The organism is Streptomyces sp. CNZ287 (assembly GCF_007827615.1).
On sequence record NZ_VISV01000001.1, the window covers coordinates 829,281 to 848,283 of the forward strand.

Annotated in this window: 20 protein-coding genes and 1 pseudogene; 6 read left to right on the forward strand and 15 right to left on the reverse strand. The window is 72.6% G+C overall.

The genetic code is table 11. The annotated features are described in order from the left end of the window. Window positions 1–76: 76 nt before the first annotated feature. The 4 genes from FB457_RS03875 to FB457_RS03890 all read right to left on the reverse strand — a co-directional run bounded on the left by FB457_RS03875 (window position 77) and on the right by FB457_RS03890 (window position 4,768). Window positions 77–772 (reverse strand): demethylmenaquinone methyltransferase, encoded by a 696-nt coding sequence (locus tag FB457_RS03875; protein ID WP_047017469.1) that lies wholly within the window; start codon window positions 770–772, stop codon window positions 77–79. After that, window positions 769–1,965: a cyclic dehypoxanthinyl futalosine synthase gene (gene mqnC, locus FB457_RS03880; RefSeq protein WP_047017468.1), complete on the reverse strand. Its 1,197-nt coding sequence runs from the start codon at window positions 1,963–1,965 to the stop codon at window positions 769–771. The genes FB457_RS03875 and mqnC overlap by 4 nt, the downstream gene beginning before the upstream one ends. Before the next feature lie 93 nt (window positions 1,966–2,058). Further along, window positions 2,059–3,840 carry a serine/threonine-protein kinase gene (locus FB457_RS03885; protein ID WP_047017467.1) on the reverse strand — a complete coding sequence of 594 codons (1,782 nt, stop codon included), beginning with the start codon at window positions 3,838–3,840 and terminating at the stop codon, window positions 2,059–2,061. 61 nt (window positions 3,841–3,901) lie between these two features. Continuing rightward, a complete protein-coding gene (locus FB457_RS03890) occupies window positions 3,902–4,768 on the reverse strand; it encodes a menaquinone biosynthetic enzyme MqnA/MqnD family protein (protein ID WP_047017466.1) in 867 nt (288 codons plus the stop codon). A gap of 228 nt (window positions 4,769–4,996) precedes the next feature. On the opposite strand from FB457_RS03890, the gene FB457_RS03895 reads away from it, so the two are divergent. Together FB457_RS03895 and FB457_RS03900 are read left to right on the forward strand one after the other, a co-directional pair. Next, entirely contained in the window at window positions 4,997–5,200 is a 204-nt protein-coding gene (locus tag FB457_RS03895) for a cold-shock protein (protein ID WP_018840208.1), read from the forward strand. Between the two features lie 94 nt (window positions 5,201–5,294). After that, a complete protein-coding gene (locus FB457_RS03900) occupies window positions 5,295–6,413 on the forward strand; it encodes a phosphotransferase (protein WP_078898402.1) in 1,119 nt (372 codons plus the stop codon). Between the two features lie 59 nt (window positions 6,414–6,472). On the opposite strand, the gene FB457_RS03905 is transcribed toward FB457_RS03900, so the two are convergent. The 3 genes and pseudogenes from FB457_RS03905 to FB457_RS03915 form a co-directional block, all read right to left on the reverse strand. Continuing rightward, entirely contained in the window at window positions 6,473–8,452 is a 1,980-nt protein-coding gene (locus FB457_RS03905) for an AMP-dependent synthetase/ligase (protein WP_078898401.1), read from the reverse strand. Window positions 8,453–8,611: 159 nt separating this feature from the next. Beyond that, window positions 8,612–9,031 carry a hypothetical protein gene (locus FB457_RS03910; RefSeq protein ID WP_047017465.1) on the reverse strand — a complete coding sequence of 140 codons (420 nt, stop codon included), beginning with the start codon at window positions 9,029–9,031 and terminating at the stop codon, window positions 8,612–8,614. An 83-nt stretch (window positions 9,032–9,114) separates the two neighbouring features. Then, window positions 9,115–9,587: pseudogene (locus tag FB457_RS03915) on the reverse strand (GNAT family N-acetyltransferase). A 644-nt stretch (window positions 9,588–10,231) separates the two neighbouring features. Between FB457_RS03915 and FB457_RS35090 the strand changes: the two are divergent. After that, window positions 10,232–10,393, forward strand: coding sequence for a hypothetical protein (locus FB457_RS35090; RefSeq protein WP_164492571.1), 162 nt, complete (start codon window positions 10,232–10,234; stop codon window positions 10,391–10,393). Between the two features lie 516 nt (window positions 10,394–10,909). Here FB457_RS35090 and FB457_RS03925 read toward each other — a convergent pair. From FB457_RS03925 to FB457_RS03960, 8 genes are all read right to left on the reverse strand, one after another. Further along, window positions 10,910–12,118 (reverse strand): ATP-binding protein, encoded by a 1,209-nt coding sequence (locus tag FB457_RS03925; protein ID WP_216725715.1) that lies wholly within the window; start codon window positions 12,116–12,118, stop codon window positions 10,910–10,912. 141 nt (window positions 12,119–12,259) lie between these two features. Continuing rightward, the gene (locus FB457_RS03930; protein WP_145780796.1) at window positions 12,260–12,649 is read right to left on the reverse strand and encodes a hypothetical protein; all 390 of its coding nucleotides are present in this window, start codon (window positions 12,647–12,649) and stop codon (window positions 12,260–12,262) included. Between the two features lie 104 nt (window positions 12,650–12,753). Next, complete coding sequence (locus tag FB457_RS03935) at window positions 12,754–14,106, reverse strand: dicarboxylate/amino acid:cation symporter (protein ID WP_145780798.1); 1,353 nt, start codon at window positions 14,104–14,106, stop codon at window positions 12,754–12,756. A 372-nt stretch (window positions 14,107–14,478) separates the two neighbouring features. Continuing rightward, window positions 14,479–14,790 carry a DUF4229 domain-containing protein gene (locus FB457_RS03940; RefSeq protein ID WP_047017459.1) on the reverse strand — a complete coding sequence of 104 codons (312 nt, stop codon included), beginning with the start codon at window positions 14,788–14,790 and terminating at the stop codon, window positions 14,479–14,481. Between the two features lie 95 nt (window positions 14,791–14,885). Next, window positions 14,886–15,410, reverse strand: a complete 525-nt coding sequence (locus FB457_RS03945) for a GNAT family N-acetyltransferase (protein WP_047017458.1) — start codon at window positions 15,408–15,410, stop codon at window positions 14,886–14,888. 7 nt (window positions 15,411–15,417) lie between these two features. Then, window positions 15,418–16,035, reverse strand: a complete 618-nt coding sequence (locus tag FB457_RS03950) for a hypothetical protein (RefSeq protein ID WP_047017457.1) — start codon at window positions 16,033–16,035, stop codon at window positions 15,418–15,420. Window positions 16,036–16,098: 63 nt separating this feature from the next. Next, on the reverse strand, window positions 16,099–16,551 hold the full coding sequence (locus FB457_RS03955; RefSeq protein ID WP_018840218.1) for an Lrp/AsnC family transcriptional regulator: 453 nt from the start codon (window positions 16,549–16,551) through the stop codon (window positions 16,099–16,101). A 67-nt stretch (window positions 16,552–16,618) separates the two neighbouring features. Beyond that, a complete protein-coding gene (locus FB457_RS03960; protein ID WP_125936564.1) occupies window positions 16,619–17,365 on the reverse strand; it encodes a UbiX family flavin prenyltransferase in 747 nt (248 codons plus the stop codon). Between the two features lie 183 nt (window positions 17,366–17,548). On the opposite strand from FB457_RS03960, the gene FB457_RS03965 reads away from it, so the two are divergent. The 3 genes from FB457_RS03965 to FB457_RS03975 are packed head-to-tail and all read left to right on the forward strand — an operon-like array spanning window position 17,549 to window position 18,994. Further along, window positions 17,549–18,106: a rhomboid family intramembrane serine protease gene (locus FB457_RS03965; RefSeq protein WP_173534939.1), complete on the forward strand. Its 558-nt coding sequence runs from the start codon at window positions 17,549–17,551 to the stop codon at window positions 18,104–18,106. Between the two features lie 47 nt (window positions 18,107–18,153). Beyond that, window positions 18,154–18,834 carry a DUF4870 domain-containing protein gene (locus tag FB457_RS03970; RefSeq protein ID WP_164492569.1) on the forward strand — a complete coding sequence of 227 codons (681 nt, stop codon included), beginning with the start codon at window positions 18,154–18,156 and terminating at the stop codon, window positions 18,832–18,834. Beyond that, window positions 18,782–18,994 (forward strand): type II toxin-antitoxin system RelE family toxin, encoded by a 213-nt coding sequence (locus FB457_RS03975; RefSeq protein WP_107086143.1) that lies wholly within the window; start codon window positions 18,782–18,784, stop codon window positions 18,992–18,994. The genes FB457_RS03970 and FB457_RS03975 overlap by 53 nt, the downstream gene beginning before the upstream one ends. Window positions 18,995–19,003: the final 9 nt, after the last annotated feature.

A 19,003-nucleotide genomic window follows, 5' to 3' on the forward strand; every position in this document is an offset into this window, starting at 1 on the left:
GGGTCGGTCCCCGCATTCTAGGTCCCGCCCCCGGCACCCTCACGTCCGCCCCGGCCGTGCCCGGGACCCGGCGGCCTCAGCTCGGGGCGTACGCGCGGTGGAGGGCGACGATGCCGCCGCTGAGGTTGCGCCATGCGGGGCGGGTCCAGCCGGCGGCGCCGAGTTCGGCGGCCAGCGCGGGCTGGTCGGGCCAGGCGCGGATGGACTCCGCGAGGTAGACGTACGCGTCCGGGCTGCTGCTCACCCGCTCCGCGATCGGCGGCAGCGCGCGCATCAGGTACTCCGTGTAGACCGTCCGGAACGGCGCCCACGTCGGGTGCGAGAACTCGCAGATCACCAGCCGGCCGCCCGGCCGCGTCACCCGCCGCATCTCGCGCAGCGCCGCGGCCGTCTCCTGCACGTTGCGCAGCCCGAAGGAGATCGTCACCGCGTCGAACACCCCGTCCGCGAACGGCAGCCGCGTCGCGTCCCCGGCCGTCAGCGGCAGCCGCGGGTGGCGCCGCCTGCCCTCGCGCAGCATGCCCAGCGAGAAGTCGCACGGCACCACGTACGCGCCCGCCGCCGTGAACGGCAGCGACGACGTGCCCGTACCCGCCGCCAGGTCCAGCACCCGCTGCCCCGGCCGCGCGTCGACCGCGCGGGCGACCGCCTTGCGCCACAGCCGCGCCTGGCCGAGGGAGAGGACGTCGTTGGTGAGGTCGTAGTTCGCGGCGACGTCGTCGAACATCGCCGCCACCTCGTGCGGCTGCTTCTCCAGGGTCGCGCGCGTCACCGGTCGGCCTCCACCAGCGTCAGTTCCGGGTGCGCCGTACCGCCGTCGAGGGCGGTGGACGACAGGTGCGAGACGACGCGGTCGTCCACGGGGTCGTCCGCCGGGTCGTCGTGCACCACGAGATGCTCGTATGTCGTCGCCCGCTGCGCCGGCACCCGGTCGGCGCCGCGGATCATCTCGATGATCTCGCGCAGGTTCGAGCGGTGCCGCGCCCCGGCGGAGGACACCACGTTCTCCTCCAGCATCACCGAGCCGAGATCGTCCGCGCCGTAGTGCAGCGTCAACTGGCCGACGTCCTTGCCGGTGGTGAGCCAGGAGCCCTGGATGTGCGCCACGTTGTCGAGGAAGATCCGCGCGATGGCGATCATCCGCAGGTACTCCAGCGTGGTCGCCTGGGTGCGGCCCTTCAGCTTGTTGTTCTCCGGCTGGTAGGTGTACGGGATGAACGCCCGGAACCCGCCGGTGCGGTCCTGCACGTCCCGGATCATCCGCAGGTGCTCGATCCGCTCCGCGTTCGTCTCGCCCGTGCCCATCAGCATCGTGGACGTCGACTCCACGCCCAGCCCGTGCGCGCTCTCCATGATCTCCAGCCAGCGCTCGCCGCTCTCCTTCAGCGGCGCGATGGCCTGCCGCGGCCGGGCCGGCAGCAGCTCGGCACCGGCGCCGGCGAAGGAGTCCAGCCCCGCGGCGTGGATGCGGCGGATGGCGTCCTCGGCGGTGGTGCCGGAGATGCGCGCCATGTGCTCGACCTCGGAGGCGCCGAGGGAGTGGATGACGAGCTGCGGGAACGCCTTCTTGATGGCGGAGAAGTGCTCTTCGTAGTACTCCACGCCGAAGTCGGGGTGGTGGCCGCCCTGGAACATGATCTGGGTGCCACCGAGCTGCACGGTCTCCTCGCAGCGGCGCAGGATGTCGTCCAGGCCGCGGATCCAGCCCTTGTCCTTCGCGGTGGGCGGCGCGTAGAAGGCGCAGAACTTGCAGGCCGTCACGCAGACGTTGGTGTAGTTGATGTTCCGCTCGATGATGTACGTCGCGATGTGCTCGGTCCCGGCGTAGCGCCGGCGGCGCACGGCGTCGGCGGCGGCGCCCAGCGCGTGCAGCGGGGCGGAGCGGTACAGGTCGAGGGCCTCGCCGGGGGTGACGCGGCCGCCCGCGGCGGCGCGGTCCAGGACTGCCTGCAGATCGGTGGTCACGGTGACCGGCCCCTTCCGCGAGTGGTGCGTACGAGCGGACCCCAGCCTACGCGGAGCAGGCCGCGGGCTCCGGCGCAGGGGCGGGCGCCGGGGTCAGCCGCCGCCCTTCCGCAGGGTGGCGCGCGGGTTGCCGGAGGCTTCGGCGTCGGAGCGGTACTCCACCGTCGCGCCGCCCTTGTGCGTCAGCGTCACCTCGGAGGTGCCGGGGGCGCACACGCCCTCGCTGTTCTTCCTCGCCGGGTCGTCCTCCTCGCGCAGGACGAGGGATCCGCCGGTGGCGGCGGTGAGCTTGGCGCGGCTGTAGCAGTGCGCGACGTCGTAGAGGGAGTAGTCGAAGTACGCGACGTACTCGCCCTTCCCGCCCTCCTCGATCTCGACGCTGACGCGGCCGTTCGGGACGCCGTCGTCCTGGAGGACCTCGCCGTTCCAGGTGCCGAGGAACCGCTCGGGGACGCCGTCGACGGCCTTCGTGGGCTCGGGGGACGGGCTGTCGGTGGCCGCGCCGCCGCTGCCGCCTGCGCCGTCCTCGTTGCCCCTGTCGTTGCCGTTGCCCGCGGAGTTGCCGCCGGTGGGGTTCTGGGCCTGCGGGCGGTCGGCGCCGCCGTCCAGCAGTCCGGGTACGAAGAAGAGGCCGAGCATCAGCGCCGCGAGGGCGCCGGCGACGGAGAGCACCAGCGTGCAACTGAACCGGCGCGAGCGCAGGCCGACTTCCGCACGCCGCTCCGGCGCCGTCACCGCGGCCGCGCCGAGCGCGGCGCCCGCGGCCCCGGCACCGGCCCCGTCGGGCGGCGTCGCCCACGCCGCCGCGCCGTCCGCCTGCGGAGCACCCGGCGCCCCCGCTCCGGCCGTCGCGCCCGCCGCCGTGCCGTCCAGCACCGGCGGCGGCCCGAACGCCCCCGGCCCGTACTCCGCCTGCTGCAGCGGCACGGGACCCGACGGCAGCCCGTCGTCCCGCCGCTCCGGCGCGGCCGCCGGCTGCGCCTCCATCGCCAGCAGCTCCACCGCGCGCCGGCTGATCTGCTCCGTGACCGGCGGCGGCAGCCAGCCGGGCCGTACGAGGTGTGCCGCCTCGCCGCCCGCCGTCAGCCGGTCCACCAGCTCCGCCGGCTCCGGCCGCCCCGCCGGGTCCTTCGACAGGCACGCGAGGGCCAGCTCCCCCAGCTCCCCGCTGAGACCGTGCAGTTGCGGCTCCTCGTGCACCACCAGGTACAGCAGCGTCGGCGCGCTGTCGCCCGGGAAGGGCGACCGCCCGGTGGCCGCGAAGACCAGCACGGCGCCGAGGCTGAAGACGTCGCCCGCGCCGGTGACGGGCCGGCCGAGAATCTGCTCGGGCGACATGTAGCCGGGCGAGCCGACCGAGGCGCCGGAGGCGGTCAGCGAGGCGGTGCCGTCGGTGGCGCGGGCGATGCCGAAGTCGATGAGCCGGGGGCCGTCGAGAGTGAGCAGCACGTTGGAGGGCTTGACGTCCCGGTGGACGAGCCCGAGCCCGTGTACGGCCGCCAGCGCCTCGGCGAGGCCGGCGCCCATGGGGCGCAGGGTCTCCTCGGGCAGCGGCCCGTGCTCGGCGACCGCGTCGCCGAGGCTGGGCCCGGCGACGTACCCGGTGGCGACCCACGGCACGTCGTCGTCGGGCCCGGCGTCGAGCACGGGCGCGGTCCAGGCGCCGCCGACGCGGCGGGCGGCCTCGACCTCACGGCGGAAGCGGGCACGGAACTCGTCGTCGTGCGCGAAGTGCGGGTGGACGACCTTGACGGCCACGGTGGCGCCGCCCGGGCTGCGGCCGAGGAAGACCCGGCCCATGCCGCCGGAGCCGAGCCTGCCCAGCACCCGGTACGGCCCGACGGCCTCGGGATCGCCGCTCTGAACTGGCTGCATGAACTCCCCCCGGTCCCGCCTCTCCTACGGTCCCCCGTACGCCCCTCGTGGCCGCCCCAGCTTAGGCGCCGCCCGCCGCCGGCAGCAGCCGTACCCGCGCCTCGTCCGGGAAGCCCGCGCGGCGGGCGAACTCGTCGATGCCCTCCAACTGCTCGGCGCCCAGCCTGAAGTCCAGCGTGCGGAAGTACCGCTCCAGCAGCGGCGGGTCGAACGACTCCCACCGGGCCGCCTGCTCCGCCACCTTGTCGACCTCGGCCAGCGACAGGTCGCGGGAGTCGAGGAACGCCCGGTGCACGTTCGCGACCAGGTCGGGCTCGCGCGCCAGGAAGTCGCGGCGTACGGCCCATACGGCGAAGACGAACGGCAGCCCGGTCCACTCCTTCCACATCTGCCCGAGGTCGTGCACGTGCAGCCCGAGCCGCGGGGCGTCGTGCAGCGACGCGCGCAGCGCGGCGTCCCCGATGAGCACGCCGGCCTGGGCCTCGCGCATCATCAGGGAGAGGTCGGGCGGGCACGAGTAGTAGTCGGGCGTGATGTCGTACTGCTCGCCGATGAGAAGCTCGGCCAGGCGCACGGAGGTGCGGGAAGTCGAACCGAGCGCCACGCGCTCCCGGTCCAGATCCCCCAGCGGGCGCTGCGAGACGATCACGCAGGACATCACGGGCCCGTCGCAGCCGACGGCGATGTCGGAGAGGGCGACGAGCTCGTCGGCATGTCGGAGGTACTCCACGAGGGTGACCGGAGCGATGTCCAGCTCCCCGCCGATGAGCTGCTCGCTGAGCCGTTCCGGGGTGTCCTTCGAAAGCTCCAGGTCGAGCAGGGTGCCCGTACGGGCGAGGCCCCAGTAGAGGGGGACGCAGTTCAGGAACTGGATGTGGCCGACTCGTGGCCGGCGCCGGGCTCCTGCGTCGTCAGGCGGTGCTGTCACGGCTCCGAGGCTAACCGCAGCCCTGACCGCACTCGGGTACGGGGGCACACCGGAGGGTGATCTTCTCCCTACCGGGGCGGGCTCGCGCGTGCTAGGCTCAACCGCAAGTTGCAGTTTGGTTTCCTTGCAGTACCGTGCCTGCGGAGATTCTGACGCCGTGGGCATGTGTCGTTTTCAGGCTTCTTCGAGGCTCTGGGGCAGGGCGACCCTTTGGCCCAAGGAGGGCTCATGGCTACCGGAACCGTCAAGTGGTTCAACGCTGAAAAGGGCTTCGGCTTCATCGCCCAGGACGGCGGCGGTCCCGATGTCTTCGTCCACTACACCGCTATCAACGCCCAAGGCTTCCGCTCGCTCGAGGAGAACCAGCAGGTGACCTTCGACGTGCAGCAGGGCCCGAAGGGTCCGCAGGCGGCCAACGTCTCCCCGTCGTGACGCTAGCCCCAGGCTGACCTGAGAAACCCCCGTCCTCCTGGCGGGGGTTTTCTCATGCCCGGGTGCCGGCGGGGGGCGGATACGGTGGCGTCGTATGAGCGACGCGGAGACGGGCGCGGGGCCCGAGCACGAGGCAGGCGCGGCGGGCGGTACGGGCGGCGAGAGCGCGGCGGGCGGTACGGGCGGCGAGGGCGCGACCGGTGGCGAGGCTGAGCGGGAGGCCGGGGACGGGGCTGGGCGCGAGGCCGGGCGGGGGGCCGGGGACGGCACCGCGGCCGAACCCGCTTCCGACGCCGGCACCGGCCCCGAGATCACCGCGGACCTGATCCGCGAGCTGCTGCGCGAGCAGCACCCCGACCTCGCCGACCGCCCCCTCACCCTCGGCGCCCGCGGCTGGGACAACCAGCTCTGGCGGCTCGGCGACGACCTCGCCGTCCGCCTCCCATGGGCCACGGAGTCCGCCGACGAGCTGCTGCGCAAGGAGCACGCCTGGCTCCCCGAGCTGGCCGCGCACCTGCCGCTGCCCGTGCCCCTACCGCAGCGCATCGGCGAGCCCTCCGAACGCTTCCGGCGCCCCTGGATCGTGACCACCTGGGTGCCCGGCACCCCCGCCGACCGCGCCCCGGTCACCCGCGGCCCGGCCGCCGCCGACGCCCTCGCCGCGTTCCTCACCGCGCTGCACCGGCCCGCCCCCGGCGGCGCCCCCGCCGGGCGGGGCCGCGGCGGGCCGCTGTCCGACGCGTCCGGGTGGTTCGAGCAGCAGCTCGCGGAGGCCGCCGGCCTCGGGCTCGTCGCGGACGCGGACGCCGTACGGGCCGTCTGGGACGACGCCGCCGCCGCGCCCCCGTGGGGCGGCCCGGCGCTGTGGCAGCACGGCGACCTGCACCCCGCGAACGTCCTCACCGCCGACGGCACCCTCTGCGGCGTCGTCGACTTCGGCGACCTGTGCGCAGGCGACCCCGCCCTCGATCTCGCCGCCGCGTGGATCCTGCTCCCCGACGACGCCGCGGCGGAGCGCTTCCTCACCGCGTACGGACCGGCCGTCGACGCGGCGACACTGCGCCGCGCCCGCGGCGTCGCGGTGATGCGGGCGCTGGTCGGGCTGCTCGTCGGGGAGGCGGGCGTGCGGGGCCGGAAGGGCGGCAAGGCGACGTGGGGCCCGCCGGCGCGGGCGTCGCTGCGGAGGTTGCTGGCGGATGCGGAACGGGGGTAGGGGGCGCCCGGTGCGGGCCCGCGTCCCGCAAGCCGCCGGGCCCCGGGGCCCGTTCCCGGTCAGCCTTCGGCCGCGTACAGCTCGTCGATGACGTGCCCGAAGTCCCGTACGATCGCCGCCCGCTTCAGCTTCATCGACGGCGTCACATACCCGGCCTCCTCCGTGAAGTCCGCGGGCAGCACCGCGAACCGGCGGATCGACTCAGCGCGCGAGACCAGCTCGTTCGCCCCGTCGACCGCCCGCTGGAGGTCGGCGCGGAGCAGCGGGTCGCGTACCAGCTCGGTGACCGGGACGTAATCGCGCTTGCGCATCATCCGCCAGTGCTGGAGCCCCTCGGGGTCGAGGGTGAGGAGGGCCGCGACGTACGGGCGGTCGTCGCCGACGACGAGGCACTGGCTGACCAGCGGGTGCGCCCGCAGCCGGTCCTCCAGCGGCGCGGGGGCGAGGTTCTTGCCGGAGGCGGTGACGATGAGATCCTTCTTGCGGCCGGTGATCGTCAGATAGCCGTCGGCGTCCAGCTCGCCGAGGTCGCCGGTGGCGAACCAGCCGTCGTCGGTGTCGAGCCGGGTGACGCCGGCCTCGGCGTCCCAGTAGCCGGAGAACAGGTGGCCGCCGCGGACCAGCACCTCGCCGTCGTGCGCGATGCGTATCGCGGTGCCCGGCAGCGGCCAGCCGACGGTGCCGAAGCGGGGTTTGAGCGGCGGGGTGACGGTGGCGGCGGCGGTGGTCTCGGTGAGCCCGTACCCCTCGAAGACCATGACGTCGGCGCCCGCGTAGAAGGCGGCGAGGCGGCGGCCGAGCGGGGAGCCGCCGCAGATCGCGTACTTGACGCGGCCGCCGAGCGCGGCCCGGATGCGGCGGTAGACGAGCGCGTCGTACAGCTTGCGCAGCGCTCTGAGGCGCGCTCCGGGGCCCGGGCCCTCGCCGTGCAGCTCGGCCTCCAGGGCCTCGGCGTAGCGGACGGCGACCTTCGCGGCGCGGTCGAAGGAGGCGGCGCGGCCGATGCCTTCCGCGGTGGCGCGGCCGGTGTTGAAGACCTTTTCGAGGACGTACGGGATGCCGACGAAGAACGTCGGGCGGAAGGCGGCGAGGTCGCGCAGCAGGTCCTCGGTCTTGATGCTGGGCGCGTGGCCGAGCTTGACGCGGGCGCGGAGGCAGCCGATGGCGGTCATGCGGCCGAGGACGTGGGAGAGGGGGAGGAAGAGGAGGGTGGCGGGAGGGTCTTCGCTGACGGCGGTGAAGAGGGGGTAGAGCAGCTCGATGGCGTTGTCGACCTCGGCGAGGAAGTTGCCGTGGGTGAGGACGCAGCCCTTGGGCAGGCCGGTGGTGCCGGAGGTGTAGATGACGGTGGCGACGCTGGCCGGGCCGAGACCGGCGCGGCGCTGGCGGACGAGGGTGTCGGGGACGTCGCGGCCGGCGGCGGCGAGCTGGCCGAGGATGCCGGTGTCGAGCTGCCAGAGGTGGGCGAGGTGCGGCAGGTCCTGGCGCCGGCCGCTGATGAGGCGGGCCTGCTCGACGCTCTCGACGGCGCAGGCGAGGGCGCCGGAGTCGTGCAGGATGTGGCGGGCCTGGATGGCGGAGGACGTGGGGTAGACGGGGACGGTGATGAGTCCCGCGGCCCAGGCGGCGAAGTCCAGCAGGGTCCACTCGTACGTCGTACGCGACATGATCGCGAGCCGGTCGCCGGGGCGCAGCCCGTGCACGATGAGGCCCTTGGCGACGGCGAGGACGTGCTCGGCGAACTCGGCGGCGGTGACGTCGGCCCAGGTCCCGTCGGCGCGGGGGCGGGCGAGGGCGGGTTCGCCGGGGGCGTGGGCGGCGTTGTCGAAGGGGATGTCGGCGAGGGAGCCGTGCTGGGCGTGCGGGGCGGCGGGGGGCACCTCCGCTTCGCGGACGCCGCGGGCGTCGGCGCGGACGGCGGGGGGCAGCAGCGGGGGGACCGCGGTGCCGGGGAGGAGTCTGGAGTTGATCTCCTTGAGGTACTGCGACGGGGGTGCGGGCGCCGGGTGCTGCTTCTGCTGTGGTGCGGAGTGCGTCATGGGTGGCTCCGTGACGTTCGCGTCGGCTTCGTACGACTCGCCGGGCGGCAACGGACGCCGCATTCTCGCGAACGGCAGGCCACCCCGCCAGAGGACGCCCTGCCCGGTACTCCCGGTTCCGCTTGCCCCGCGCGTCGCCCCGCGCGCGCCGGCGCCGCGTCAGCGGCAGACGGCGAAGGCCCCCTGCCCCGCGTCGGGCTCGCCGCGCACGGCACCCACGGCGACGGCGACGAGGGCGGAGCCGACGAAGGTCCCCATGAGGATGAGGGCGACCCCGACGGCGAAGAGCCCGGTGTTGTCGTCCGACCAGTCGTAGTACGAGGCGAAGGTCAGCCCGGCGGTCGACCCGAGCACGGCGGGCACGAAGTGCCGCACGTACGCGACGACGGCCACGGCGACGAGCAGTGTCAGCACCAGCCCGCCGACCTGCCACGCCGCGTACGGCCCGGTCCCGGTGTCACCGCTCACCTCGCGCTCCTGGTCCCAGCCGAGCCACACGGCCCAGGCCCCGGCGGCGGCGCCGGCCAGGAGGACGAGGGAGAGTAGTTGGAAGAGAAGAATCCGCAGCACACGACGCATACCCCCACCCTCGTGCCCGGCCCGCGGCCCGAACCAGAGCGAAGGTACTCACCCCCGCCTGAGTACGAACCCGCACCCCTCACTTACCCCGGCTCCCCCACCGCCCGCCGGAACACCTGCCGCGAACCCCCTTCGGGCCCGTGCGGGGCGGCCTCGGCGGGCCTGAACCCCAGCCGCTCGTAGAAGACCCGCGCCCCACTGGCGACGGCCCCGGGGTGATCGGCCCCGAACGTGACCACCTCGACCCACCCGCCCCGCCCCCGCACGAACCGCCGCTCCGCCTCCTCCATCAGTGCCTGCCCGACACCGCTCCCCCGCACGTCCTCGTCGACCACCAGCCAGTGCACCCGGAAAACGGGCGCCTCACCCCCGAACAGCAACCCCCGACAACGGACCCCCCGGAAACGGCGACGAGGGCAGCCCCCCGCCGCATGTGCTCCCGCACGGCCTCGTGAAACCCGGGCTCGTCGACCATGGCCCCGAACCACTGCTCGACCCCACCCGCAAGCCGGAGAAACCCGCCGAAGTCCGGCTCCGTAGCAAGTCTGACGATCACCGGAGAAGTCTGGCAGAGCTGCTGCCCCGGTCCGCTCACGCGGGTAGCCACGAAGGCCACCAGGGCGGGATGTTGCCGGCCGGGCAGAGGCCGGAGTCGCCGGGATACCCCGTCCAGGGTGCCGAGGCACGCGAACGACCTCCAGCGAGATCGGCACCACGGTGAAGACGGCCGCCTTCCAGGGAAGCGGGCCGGACGGGGCACCACAGGAAACCCGAGGCGATCCATGTGGCGAGAGCACAGCCCGGCATGAGAGCGGGGAGGTCGAAGAAGATGAGGGCGAAACGGTGTCCCGGCTCGTTCCCGGCATCGCCGTAGGCACGCGAGCGCATGATGAGCGAGGCGGCGAGATACCCGCACAGCACCCCGGTCAGCGGGCCCAGCACGAAGGCAGGCGGAAAAGCGCCCCGACGGCCAACGGATGCCCCTCACGCCCGTACGACGCCCCACCCAGCGAACGGCTGCACGGGCAATCCGGTGCTTTCGGCACCCGCCCGTGCGGGAAGGATGGCTGAGGGGGCCAACTGCTGAGGAGGGGAAGCGGGATGGGACGGCTTTTCAGACGACGGGCCGTCTCGGCTCGGTCTTCGCGGAAAGCGCCGCCCGAGCTGATGGCTGAGGCACGGCGCCATCCCGGCGGCTGGGTGTACGAGATCGACGAAGCGATGGTCGATGATCCCCATGGAGAGGTGCCGCCGAGCGCAATAATCGGGGCCTGGGAGGTGGATCCTGACGGCGCGCTCACCGGCATCTACCAGGCGAACCCGAACTACGGCACGGACGGCCCCCAGCCGCCACACACCTGACCCGGCCACACCGCCCCACGCACGCGACCCTGGAACAGGCACGCCCTTCTACCCGACGCTCTACTGAAAGCGCACCGCCGCGCCTCCTCCATCACCGGCCAGATCGCGAAGGAGACCGGAGAACCGGGCCGGGCAGGGTTACCGCGCGTACGACCGGATCGAGGCCGCCCTGGACGAGCTCGCGGAAGCCGCACTCCTCAAACGAGGGCCGAAGCCGGGCCGTCGGCTGGTCAAGCGGCGCAGAGCCGGATACAGGGTGCGGACGTCGCGTGGGGAGCGGTGGTGGCCAGGCCGCTGCTGTGACCGGGGTCTTGGAGGAGTTGGAGTCCGTGGGGGGGCCGGGTCGTCGAGGTCGAAGCTGGTGGCGTTGTCGTACATGTCGCGGTCCAGGATCTTCTCCCGCGACGCGACCAGCACCGGGATCACCGCCTGATCCTCGACGTTCGTCGCCGGACCACATGTAGGTATGTTGGCCCGATGGCCGCTCCGGTGTGCTCTGGCCTGCTGACGCTGGAGTCAGGGGGCGAGGTGCCACAGCGCCTCCATCGGCAGGGCGCGGATGCGGTCGCCGAACGGGAGTGTCTGAGCCCCGGTGTAGAGGACGTAGCCGGCGACGAATCGATCGCCCAGGAGACGGGCCAGATTCCGCAGTCCGGCCAGGTCGTCGGTACGAACTGTGGCGCCGGCCTTGACTTCGACTCCGATCACCCGGCCATCGGGCGTCTCGATGACGGCATCGACCTCAAGCTTGTCCTTGGTGCGGTAGTGGTATAGACGTCCCTGCTGCTCAGACCACGTCAACTGGCGGGCAATTTCCATGACTGCGAAGTTCTCCAGCATGGGACCCGCCGCGCCATCGGGTTCGGCCAGCCGGTGCACGTCCTGGCCGATGAGATGGCAGGCGATTCCGGTGTCGACGAAGCCGAGTTTGCCGGTGGCTACGGCACGATGCGAAACGCCGGAGGACCAGGCTGGAATGGTCTTGATGAGAAATACCGAGGTAAGCAATTCCAGGTAACGCACGAGGGTGGTGCGCGGGATACCGGATGCGCCGGCGAGCGTCCCGGGGACCAGGAGGCCACCTGCCCGCCCCGCGAGCAAAGCGAGGAGCTTGAGCAGCTCGCCGTGTCGCTCGATGCTCGCCAGCTCCAGCACATCGCGTTCGATCAAGGTGGAGAGGTAGGAGTTGAAGAACGCGGAGCGGCGCCGCGAGTTGCGCCGAACCGCCTCCGGGAAGCCGCCGACGACGGCTCGCTCCAGGTAGTCGCGCTTACGCAGAGCAGAAGTGTGCTTGAGGGCAGGACCGTGAGCGAACGCGGCGTCGATGAACCGGTCGGCGCCGTCGTGCAGCTCGCCTTGCGAGAACGGCCACAGCTCGATCACCTCCATACGACCGGGCAGTGCGTCCGGCAGCGTGCGCAGGGCCAGGATCCGGGAGGAGCCGGTGAGCAGGAACCTGCCGGGAGTCGGATCCAGGTCGACCGCGACTTTGATCGAGCGCAGCAGCTCAGGCACCAGTTGAATCTCGTCGATGACCATCAAGGCGTCATGCTCGACGAAACCCACCGGATCATCCCGGGCAGCCTGCAATGTCGCCCTGTCGTCGAGCAGCCGAATAACCGCATCCGGGCGACCCCCAGTGATCAAATGGGTCAAAGTGGACTTACCCGCCTGCCGGGCGCCATTGATCAGGACGACGCGCGTGTCCTCCAGGGAATCGCTCACCAGGTGCTCCGCCTGGCGCGGGATGAGGTCACGAGGGGTAGACATACGTCCCACGCTGCCACACATCCAACATCAACGGCCACATGGACGGCACTTTCGTGGTCACTTAGACGGACACGCAGCGGCCAGGTGGACGGCATGCTAGTGGCCATCTGGCCGGGCCGAGCAGGGACGTCCACACTGGTCAGGCACCTGAGGGGTCCTGCTCATAGCCGCGACCCGGTCCAGACGGTCGAGTTGCCCGAGCAACCGCTGATCCACGTACATCCACCGGTCGCCCGCAGCCGACGGTAGTCGTTTGACCTGCACGAGAACAAAGCTCTGGGTGGCCTCGTGGTAGTAGATCAGGTCGGCTCCGAGCCGGTCTTCCACCGGCGTTGCGTTGATGTTCGCCCACAGGTCGTGCTGCCGTGCGAGAGCCTCCAGCATCGCCCCTGATTCCTCTTCGCCAAACACGGTGACTTCACGTGACAGGGCACTCACAAGAACGTGGCGAAGCTGAGACGGCACCGCGTCGAGGAACGGCCGCATGAGGACTTGGACAGGACATTCTCGAACGCAAAAGCACTGAAGCAGGCCGTTGCCCGCACCCTGCCCAGTCGGGAGGGTGCGGGCAACGCGCGTTGTGGAGCAGGTCAGGCCGGTACTGTGACCGCAGGGCTCTGGGCGGGCTGCTGGGAGTCCACCGGGTCCGGGTCGTCGAGGTCGAAGCTGGTGGCGTTCTCGTACATGTCGCGGTCCAGGATCTTCTCCTGCGACGCGACCAGCACCGGGATCACCGCCTGGCCCGCGACGTTCGTCGCCGTGCGGACCATGTCCAGGATCGGGTCGATCGCCAGCAGCAGGCCCACGCCCTCCAGGGGGAGGCCCAGGGTGGAGAGGGTCAGGGTGGTCATGATGGTGGCGCCCGTGAGGCCCGCGGTGGCGGCGGAGCCGATGACCGAGACGAAGGCGATCAGGATGTAGTCCTGGAGGCCCAGGCTGACGTCGAAGATCTCGGCGATGAAGATGGCCGCCAGGGCCGGGTAGATCGCGGCGCAGCCGTCCATCTTCGTCGTCGCGCCGAAGGGGACCGCGAAGGAGGTGTACTCCTTGGGGACGCCGAGGCGTTCGGTGACCTTCTTGGTGACCGGCATGGTGCCGACCGAGGAGCGGGAGACGAAGGCGAGCTGGATCGCGGGCCAGGCGCCGCGGAAGAACTGCAGGGGGCTGACCTTGGCGACCGTGGCCAGCAGGAGCGGGTAGACGCCGAAGAGGACCAGGGCGCAGCCGATGTAGACGTCGGCGGTGAAGGTCGCGTACTTGCTGATCAGGTTCCAGCCGTAGTCGGCGATCGCGAAGCCGATGAGGCCCACGGTGCCGAGGGGGGCGAGGCGGATGACCCACCACAGCGCCTTCTGCAGCAGTTCCAGAATCGTTTCGCTGAACGCGATGATCGGCTGGGCCTTCTCGCCGAGCTTCAGGGCGGCGACGCCGAGGGCGGCGGCCATGAAGACGATCTGCAGCACGTTCAGTTCGGTGAAGGGCGTGATGACGTCCGTCGGGATGATCCCGGTGAGGAAGTCGATCCACGAGCCGCTGTCCTCGGGGGCGGCGCCGTCCTTCGGGGACAGGTCGGTGCCGGCGCCGGGGTTGGTGAGCAGGCCGATGGCCAGGCCGATGGCGACCGCGATCAGCGAGGTGGCGAAGAACCACAGCAGGGTACGGGTCGCGAGGCGGGCGGCGTTGTTGACGTTCCGCAGGTTGGTGATCGACACCAGGATGGCGAAGAACACCAGCGGGGCGACCGCCAGCTTGAGCAGTTGGACGAAGATGGTGCCGATCTGGTCCAGGGTGTCCTTCAGCCAGGCGACGTCGCCGGTACGGGCGGCCCAGCCGAGGAGCACGCCGAGGACGAGGCCGGCGAGGATCTGGGCCCAGAAGGGCACCTTGGGTATCCGGAAGCCGCTGCGCGGCTGCGCGGTGGGGGCGGGGGTGGGTGTGGACACGGGCGTCTCCGTGACTGGGCGCGCCGGGCCGCCTCGTCCGGGCACGGTGGTGCCGGGACCGGGACGACGGGCGCGCGTCTGCTACTTGGGGAATGTGGTGCGTGACCGGTCAGAGCGCGGGGACTAGCGGCTCTGACATGCCGCGGACAGGCAGCGGCAGAGATCGACGTGCAGGCGCGCCACGAGCAGAGGGCTCGTAGGCATGCGAAGCGCAGGCACCGTCGTCGTCATGACGAGAAGACTAACACTCCTGCTTTGACATTCCCATAGTGCGGCTTTGGGGGTGACGGTGACGCCCCTCACGTCCCCCTGTGCGGCCCTCCCAGCCGTTCCCTCCACGCCGTTCCGCTACAGCGCTCCCCTACGGCGTACCTACGCCGTGCCGCGTGCCTCGTCGTCCGCCTCGTCCTCGCGGCTGCGGTTCGCCGCCAGCCGCTCCTTCGACCTCTGCACCCGGCCCACGATCTGCTCCGACATCTCGTCCCGCTGCCGGCGCAGCAGGACGAAGCTCAGCGGCGCGGAGACGACGATCGACAGCAGCATGACCCACAGGTAGTTCGAGTCGCCCAGGCCCGCCGGGAGCGCGCCGACCCGGACCAGGACGGCCAGGATCACGAACGACGCGGCGAAGACGCCGAGGCGCATGGCGGTGTAGCGGACGGCGGGGTTCGGTTTGGGGGTCACGGCTGACAACTTCTCTCTGCTCTCTGCTCCGTCGGTCAGGGTGGCGCTGCGTGCGGGTGGTGCTCCGTGCCGGTGGTGCTCCGTGCGAGTCGTACTCAAGTATGCAGCGGCAGCCACATCGTGATGTCGTCGCGGTAGTCGTCGTCCGCGACCCGTATCGCGTCGGGTACGCGGCCGACCTCCTTGTAGCCGCAGGACGCGTAGAACGTGTCGGCCCCCGTCCCGCCCCGGCACGTCAGCCGGATCCCCCGCATCCCCAGGCCGTGTGCCGCGTCCGCCGCGGCGGCCATGAGGCGGCGGCCCTCGCCCGTGCCCTGCCGGCCGGGGTGGACCATCACGGTGTAGAGCCAGCACCAGTGCCGCATCAGGCGGTGGGTGTTGAGCGTCAGGAACGCGGTGGCGGCCGGGCGGCCGGCCCCGTCGAGGCCGGCGATCAGGTGGGTGCGGCCCTCCGCCATGGCCGCGAGGTGCTTGACCAGCTCCGGGCGGATGTCCGCGGGCGTCACCGGGGGGACGAAGCCCACCGCGCCGCCCGCGTTGCTGACGTCGGCCCAGAGCGTGCATATGCCGTCCCGCAGGGCAGGGGTGACCGCCGGGTCCAGCTCGTAGCGCAGGGTCACGGCGGCCTCAGAAGCGCATCGGCTGCGGCGCCTCGCGCCGCTCCGGGTCCGGGCCCGCGTGCTCGCGGACGGCGGCGTAGCGCGCGTCGCGCTCGACCGGGTGCAGGCCCGCGTCCTGGATGAGCTCGACGAGTTCCTCGGCCGGGAGCGTGCCGGCCGCGCCCGGCGCCGGGGCGAAGTCGTCCGCGCCGTGCTGGAGCGCGAGCTGCGCCGTCTGCGTGCCGTACGCGGTCCACGCGGCCCGTACGTGCGGCACGTTGTCCAGCAGCAGCCGCGCCACCGCGAACGTCTTCAGCGCCGCCGCGCCCGTGACCCGCCCCGCCGCCAGCGGCACGACGGCCAGCAGGCCGGCGCCGGCGTCCTGCCGGTCCCGGAGCGCCAGGAGCACGTCGACGGTCTGCGCGGGGTCCTCCCCGCCGTACGAGACCTCCGCCACCGGCTCGGCGGGGTCCGCGGCCGTCGCGAAGTACCCGCGCTCCCCGTGCCGCCGCGTCCGCGCCTCGTGCGCGAGCCCGCCCAGCCACGCCAGGTCGTCGCTCCCGTACAGCGCGACGCCGTCCGCCCGGCTCAGCCGTGCGCCCGCGCGCGCCTTCTCCGCCAGCTCGCGCCTGAGCCCTGCGTCCACGCGCCGCCTCCCAGCCCGTAAGTCACGTTCCTGCGCATCTGCGCGTATCCGAGCCTACGCGGCCTACTCCTCCGCGATCTCCCCCACCCTGCTCTCCCACATCGTGGAGAGCACCACCGTCGTCGCCGTGTGCGAGACGCCCTTGATCCGCGACATCCGCCGCACCGTCTTCCCCAGCCCGTCGACGTCCGGCGCCCGCACCTTGAGCATGAACGAATCCGCACCGGCGATGAAGAAGCAGTCCTCGATCTCCGGCAGGTCCCGCAGCCGGTCCGCGACGTCGTCGTGGTCCACCGCCTCGGAGAGCGAGATCCCGACGAGCGCGGTGACGCCCCGGCCCAGCAGGGCGGCGTCGACCGTGGCGCGGTAGCCGGTGATCACCCCGGCGGCCTCCAGGCGGTTGATCCGGTCCGTGACGCTGGGCCCGGAGAGCCCCACGAGCCGGCCCAGCTCGGCGTACGAGGCCCGGCCGTTCTCCCGCAGTGCCTGGATGAGCTGTCTGTCGACGGCGTCCATGTGCGATCTCAAGCCTTCCGTGCTGCTGTGCCGGCTGCCGGCTGTCTGCTGCGTGCCATCTGCTGTGTCAGCGGGAGCGCCCCAGCTCCCCTTCCCATCTGCGATAGAGCTTGTGCGCCACGCCCGCGGCGTCAAGGGCGCGGCCGGCGACGAAGTCCACGAGGTCCTGGATGCCGGTGGCCCCGGCGTAGAAGGCGGGTGCGGCCGGGAGGACCACGGCGCCCGCCTCGTCCAGGGCGACCATCTGCCGCAGCGTCGGCCCGGGCAGCGGCGTCTCCCGTACGACGACGACCAGCGGCCGACCCTCCTTCAGCGTCACGCTCGCCGCGCGCTGGAGGAGGTCCTTGGAGAGCCCGAGCGCGATGCCGGCCACCGCGGCGGTCGACGCCGGGACGACGATCATGCCCTTCGCGGCGTACGAACCGGAGGAGGGGCCGCCCGCCAGATCGCCGGCCGCCCAGTGCCGTACGCCGGAGAGGTCCACCGGACCGAAGGCGTCCGGCCGTCCTTCGGCGCCCGCGGCGAGCCAGCGCCGCAGGTCGTCGCGCCAGTGCGCGTCGCGGAACGGGCCGCCCGTCTCGTCCAGCACCGTCAGCCGCGCGGCCCGGCTGACGACGAGGTCGACGGCCTCCCCGGCCGCCAGCAGCGCGCGCAGCACGGCGGCCGCGTACGGGGTGCCGGAGGCGCCGGAGACGCCGACGACCCAGGGCCGGCGCCGGTCGCGGCCCGGCTGCCCGGCGTACGGCGCGGCGTACGGCCCCTCGGACGGCGGTCCGTCCGGGTTCTCGTACGGCGTCTGGTGAGGCGGCTCCACCCGGCGAGCCTATCCGGCGCCGGGAACCGCGGCGCAGGCCGCCTGCGTTTCCCTCAGGGAGGACACACTGGTCCGAAGGGGGCTCGGGTGATGTACGAACCTTACGGGCGCGGCACCCCCGCCGCGCGGCCCGCACGGGCGGCCCGGCCGCCGCGCGGGCGCATATACGTGAAGCGCGCCGGGATGGTGATGCTCGCGTGGGTGGCGCTGCTGTGGGTGCTGGAGGCGGTCGACCAGGCCGGCGGCAACAAGCTGGACACGTACGCGATCACGCCGCGCGACTTCGGCGAGCTGCGGGACGTGGTCCCGGCGTCGTTCATGCACTTCGGCTGGGACCACCTGTCGGCGAACACGGGGCCGCTGCTGGTGCTGGGCTTCATAGCGGCGATGCGGGGGATCGGGCGATTCGTGGGCGTGGTCGCGGTGATCGTGCTGGTGAGCGGGCTCGGCGTGTGGCTGGTCTCGCCCGCGGGCACGGCCACGGCGGGCGCGTCGGGGGTCGTCTTCGGCCTCTTCGCGTACGTGGCGGTGCGCGGCTTCGTCGACCGGCGGATGTCCGACGTGCTGATCGGCATCGTGGTGGCCCTGGTCTACGGCTCGATGGTGTGGGGCGCCCTGCCGACGGACCAGGTCCTGGAGCAGTCGATATCCTGGCAGGCCCACCTTTTCGGCCTCCTGGGCGGTGTGCTGGCGGCCTTCTACTTCAGCGACCGGCGGCGGGCCGCGCTTCAGGGGGGCTAGGGTCTGCGTCCGAAGCGGAACGGACGCTCACGCGGGGGATGGGACGTATGACCGAGCAGGACCCGAGCCACGACCGGGCGGCCGGAGAGCCGCCCGGACACCCTGCCGGACAGCCGCCACCGGCCGGACAGCCGCCCCGGAACCCCGCCGGGCAGCAGCCCCCGCCCCGGCACCCCGCCGGGCAGCAGCCACCGCCGGTGCCGCCGCACGCACCGCCCGGTGTCCCGGCGCCGTACGCACCGCAGGGAGCCCCCGCCCTTCACCCCCATCCCGGTGCCGCCGTCCCGTACCCGCCGCAGCTCTACCCGCACGGCCCGCCCGGCAAGCCGCCGCCCGACTCGGCGATGTGGGCGCACCTGTCCGCGCTGCTCATCTTCATCGCCGGCACCGGCGCCTGCTGCATCGGCTTCCTGGTCGCCTGGATCGGGCCGCTGAACATCCGCGGCAAGTCCGGGGACCCGTTCGTCCGCCACCACGGCACCGAGGGCCTCAACTGGGGCATCACCCAGATCGTCGCGGTCGTCGTCTTCGGCGCGCTGACGGGCGGGAGCATCTACCTGGCGGAGGAACAGGGCTGGCCCGAGTGGGTGCCGGCGGTGCCGATGACGGCGTGGGGGCTGCACCTGGTGACGTCGTTCGCCTTCGCGATCATCGGCTGCAGGCGGGCCAAGGCCGGTGAGCTGTGGTCGTACCCGCGGCCGGTCGCGCTCCCGTTCACCAAGCCCTGAGCCGGCGACAGGACATGCATCCAGCAGCGCCCGAAGAACTCGGGCCCCCCGGGGCACCGGCGAGCGCCGCCTGCGGGTCGGCCGCTACCGGGCGACCTACCGGATCGACGACGGCGGGGTCACCGTGCTGGTACCCCACGTCGGCCGCGGGGCGGCGTGAGCGCGGGGG

What these genes read in the sequence shown, in the direction of transcription:
- FB457_RS03885 (WP_047017467.1), bottom strand. Translation starts at nt 3,840, where the DNA reads ATGCAGCCAGTTCAGAGCGGCGATCCCGAGGCCGTCGGGCCGTACCGG.
- FB457_RS03895 (WP_018840208.1), top strand. Translation starts at nt 4,997, where the DNA reads ATGGCTACCGGAACCGTCAAGTGGTTCAACGCTGAAAAGGGCTTCGGC.
- FB457_RS03900 (WP_078898402.1), top strand. Translation starts at nt 5,295, where the DNA reads ATGAGCGACGCGGAGACGGGCGCGGGGCCCGAGCACGAGGCAGGCGCG.
- FB457_RS03905 (WP_078898401.1), bottom strand. Translation starts at nt 8,452, where the DNA reads ATGACGCACTCCGCACCACAGCAGAAGCAGCACCCGGCGCCCGCACCC.
- FB457_RS03910 (WP_047017465.1), bottom strand. Translation starts at nt 9,031, where the DNA reads ATGCGTCGTGTGCTGCGGATTCTTCTCTTCCAACTACTCTCCCTCGTC.
- FB457_RS03930 (WP_145780796.1), bottom strand. Translation starts at nt 12,649, where the DNA reads ATGCGGCCGTTCCTCGACGCGGTGCCGTCTCAGCTTCGCCACGTTCTT.
- FB457_RS03955 (WP_018840218.1), bottom strand. Translation starts at nt 16,551, where the DNA reads ATGGACGCCGTCGACAGACAGCTCATCCAGGCACTGCGGGAGAACGGC.
- FB457_RS03965 (WP_173534939.1), top strand. Translation starts at nt 17,549, where the DNA reads ATGGTGATGCTCGCGTGGGTGGCGCTGCTGTGGGTGCTGGAGGCGGTC.
- FB457_RS03970 (WP_164492569.1), top strand. Translation starts at nt 18,154, where the DNA reads ATGACCGAGCAGGACCCGAGCCACGACCGGGCGGCCGGAGAGCCGCCC.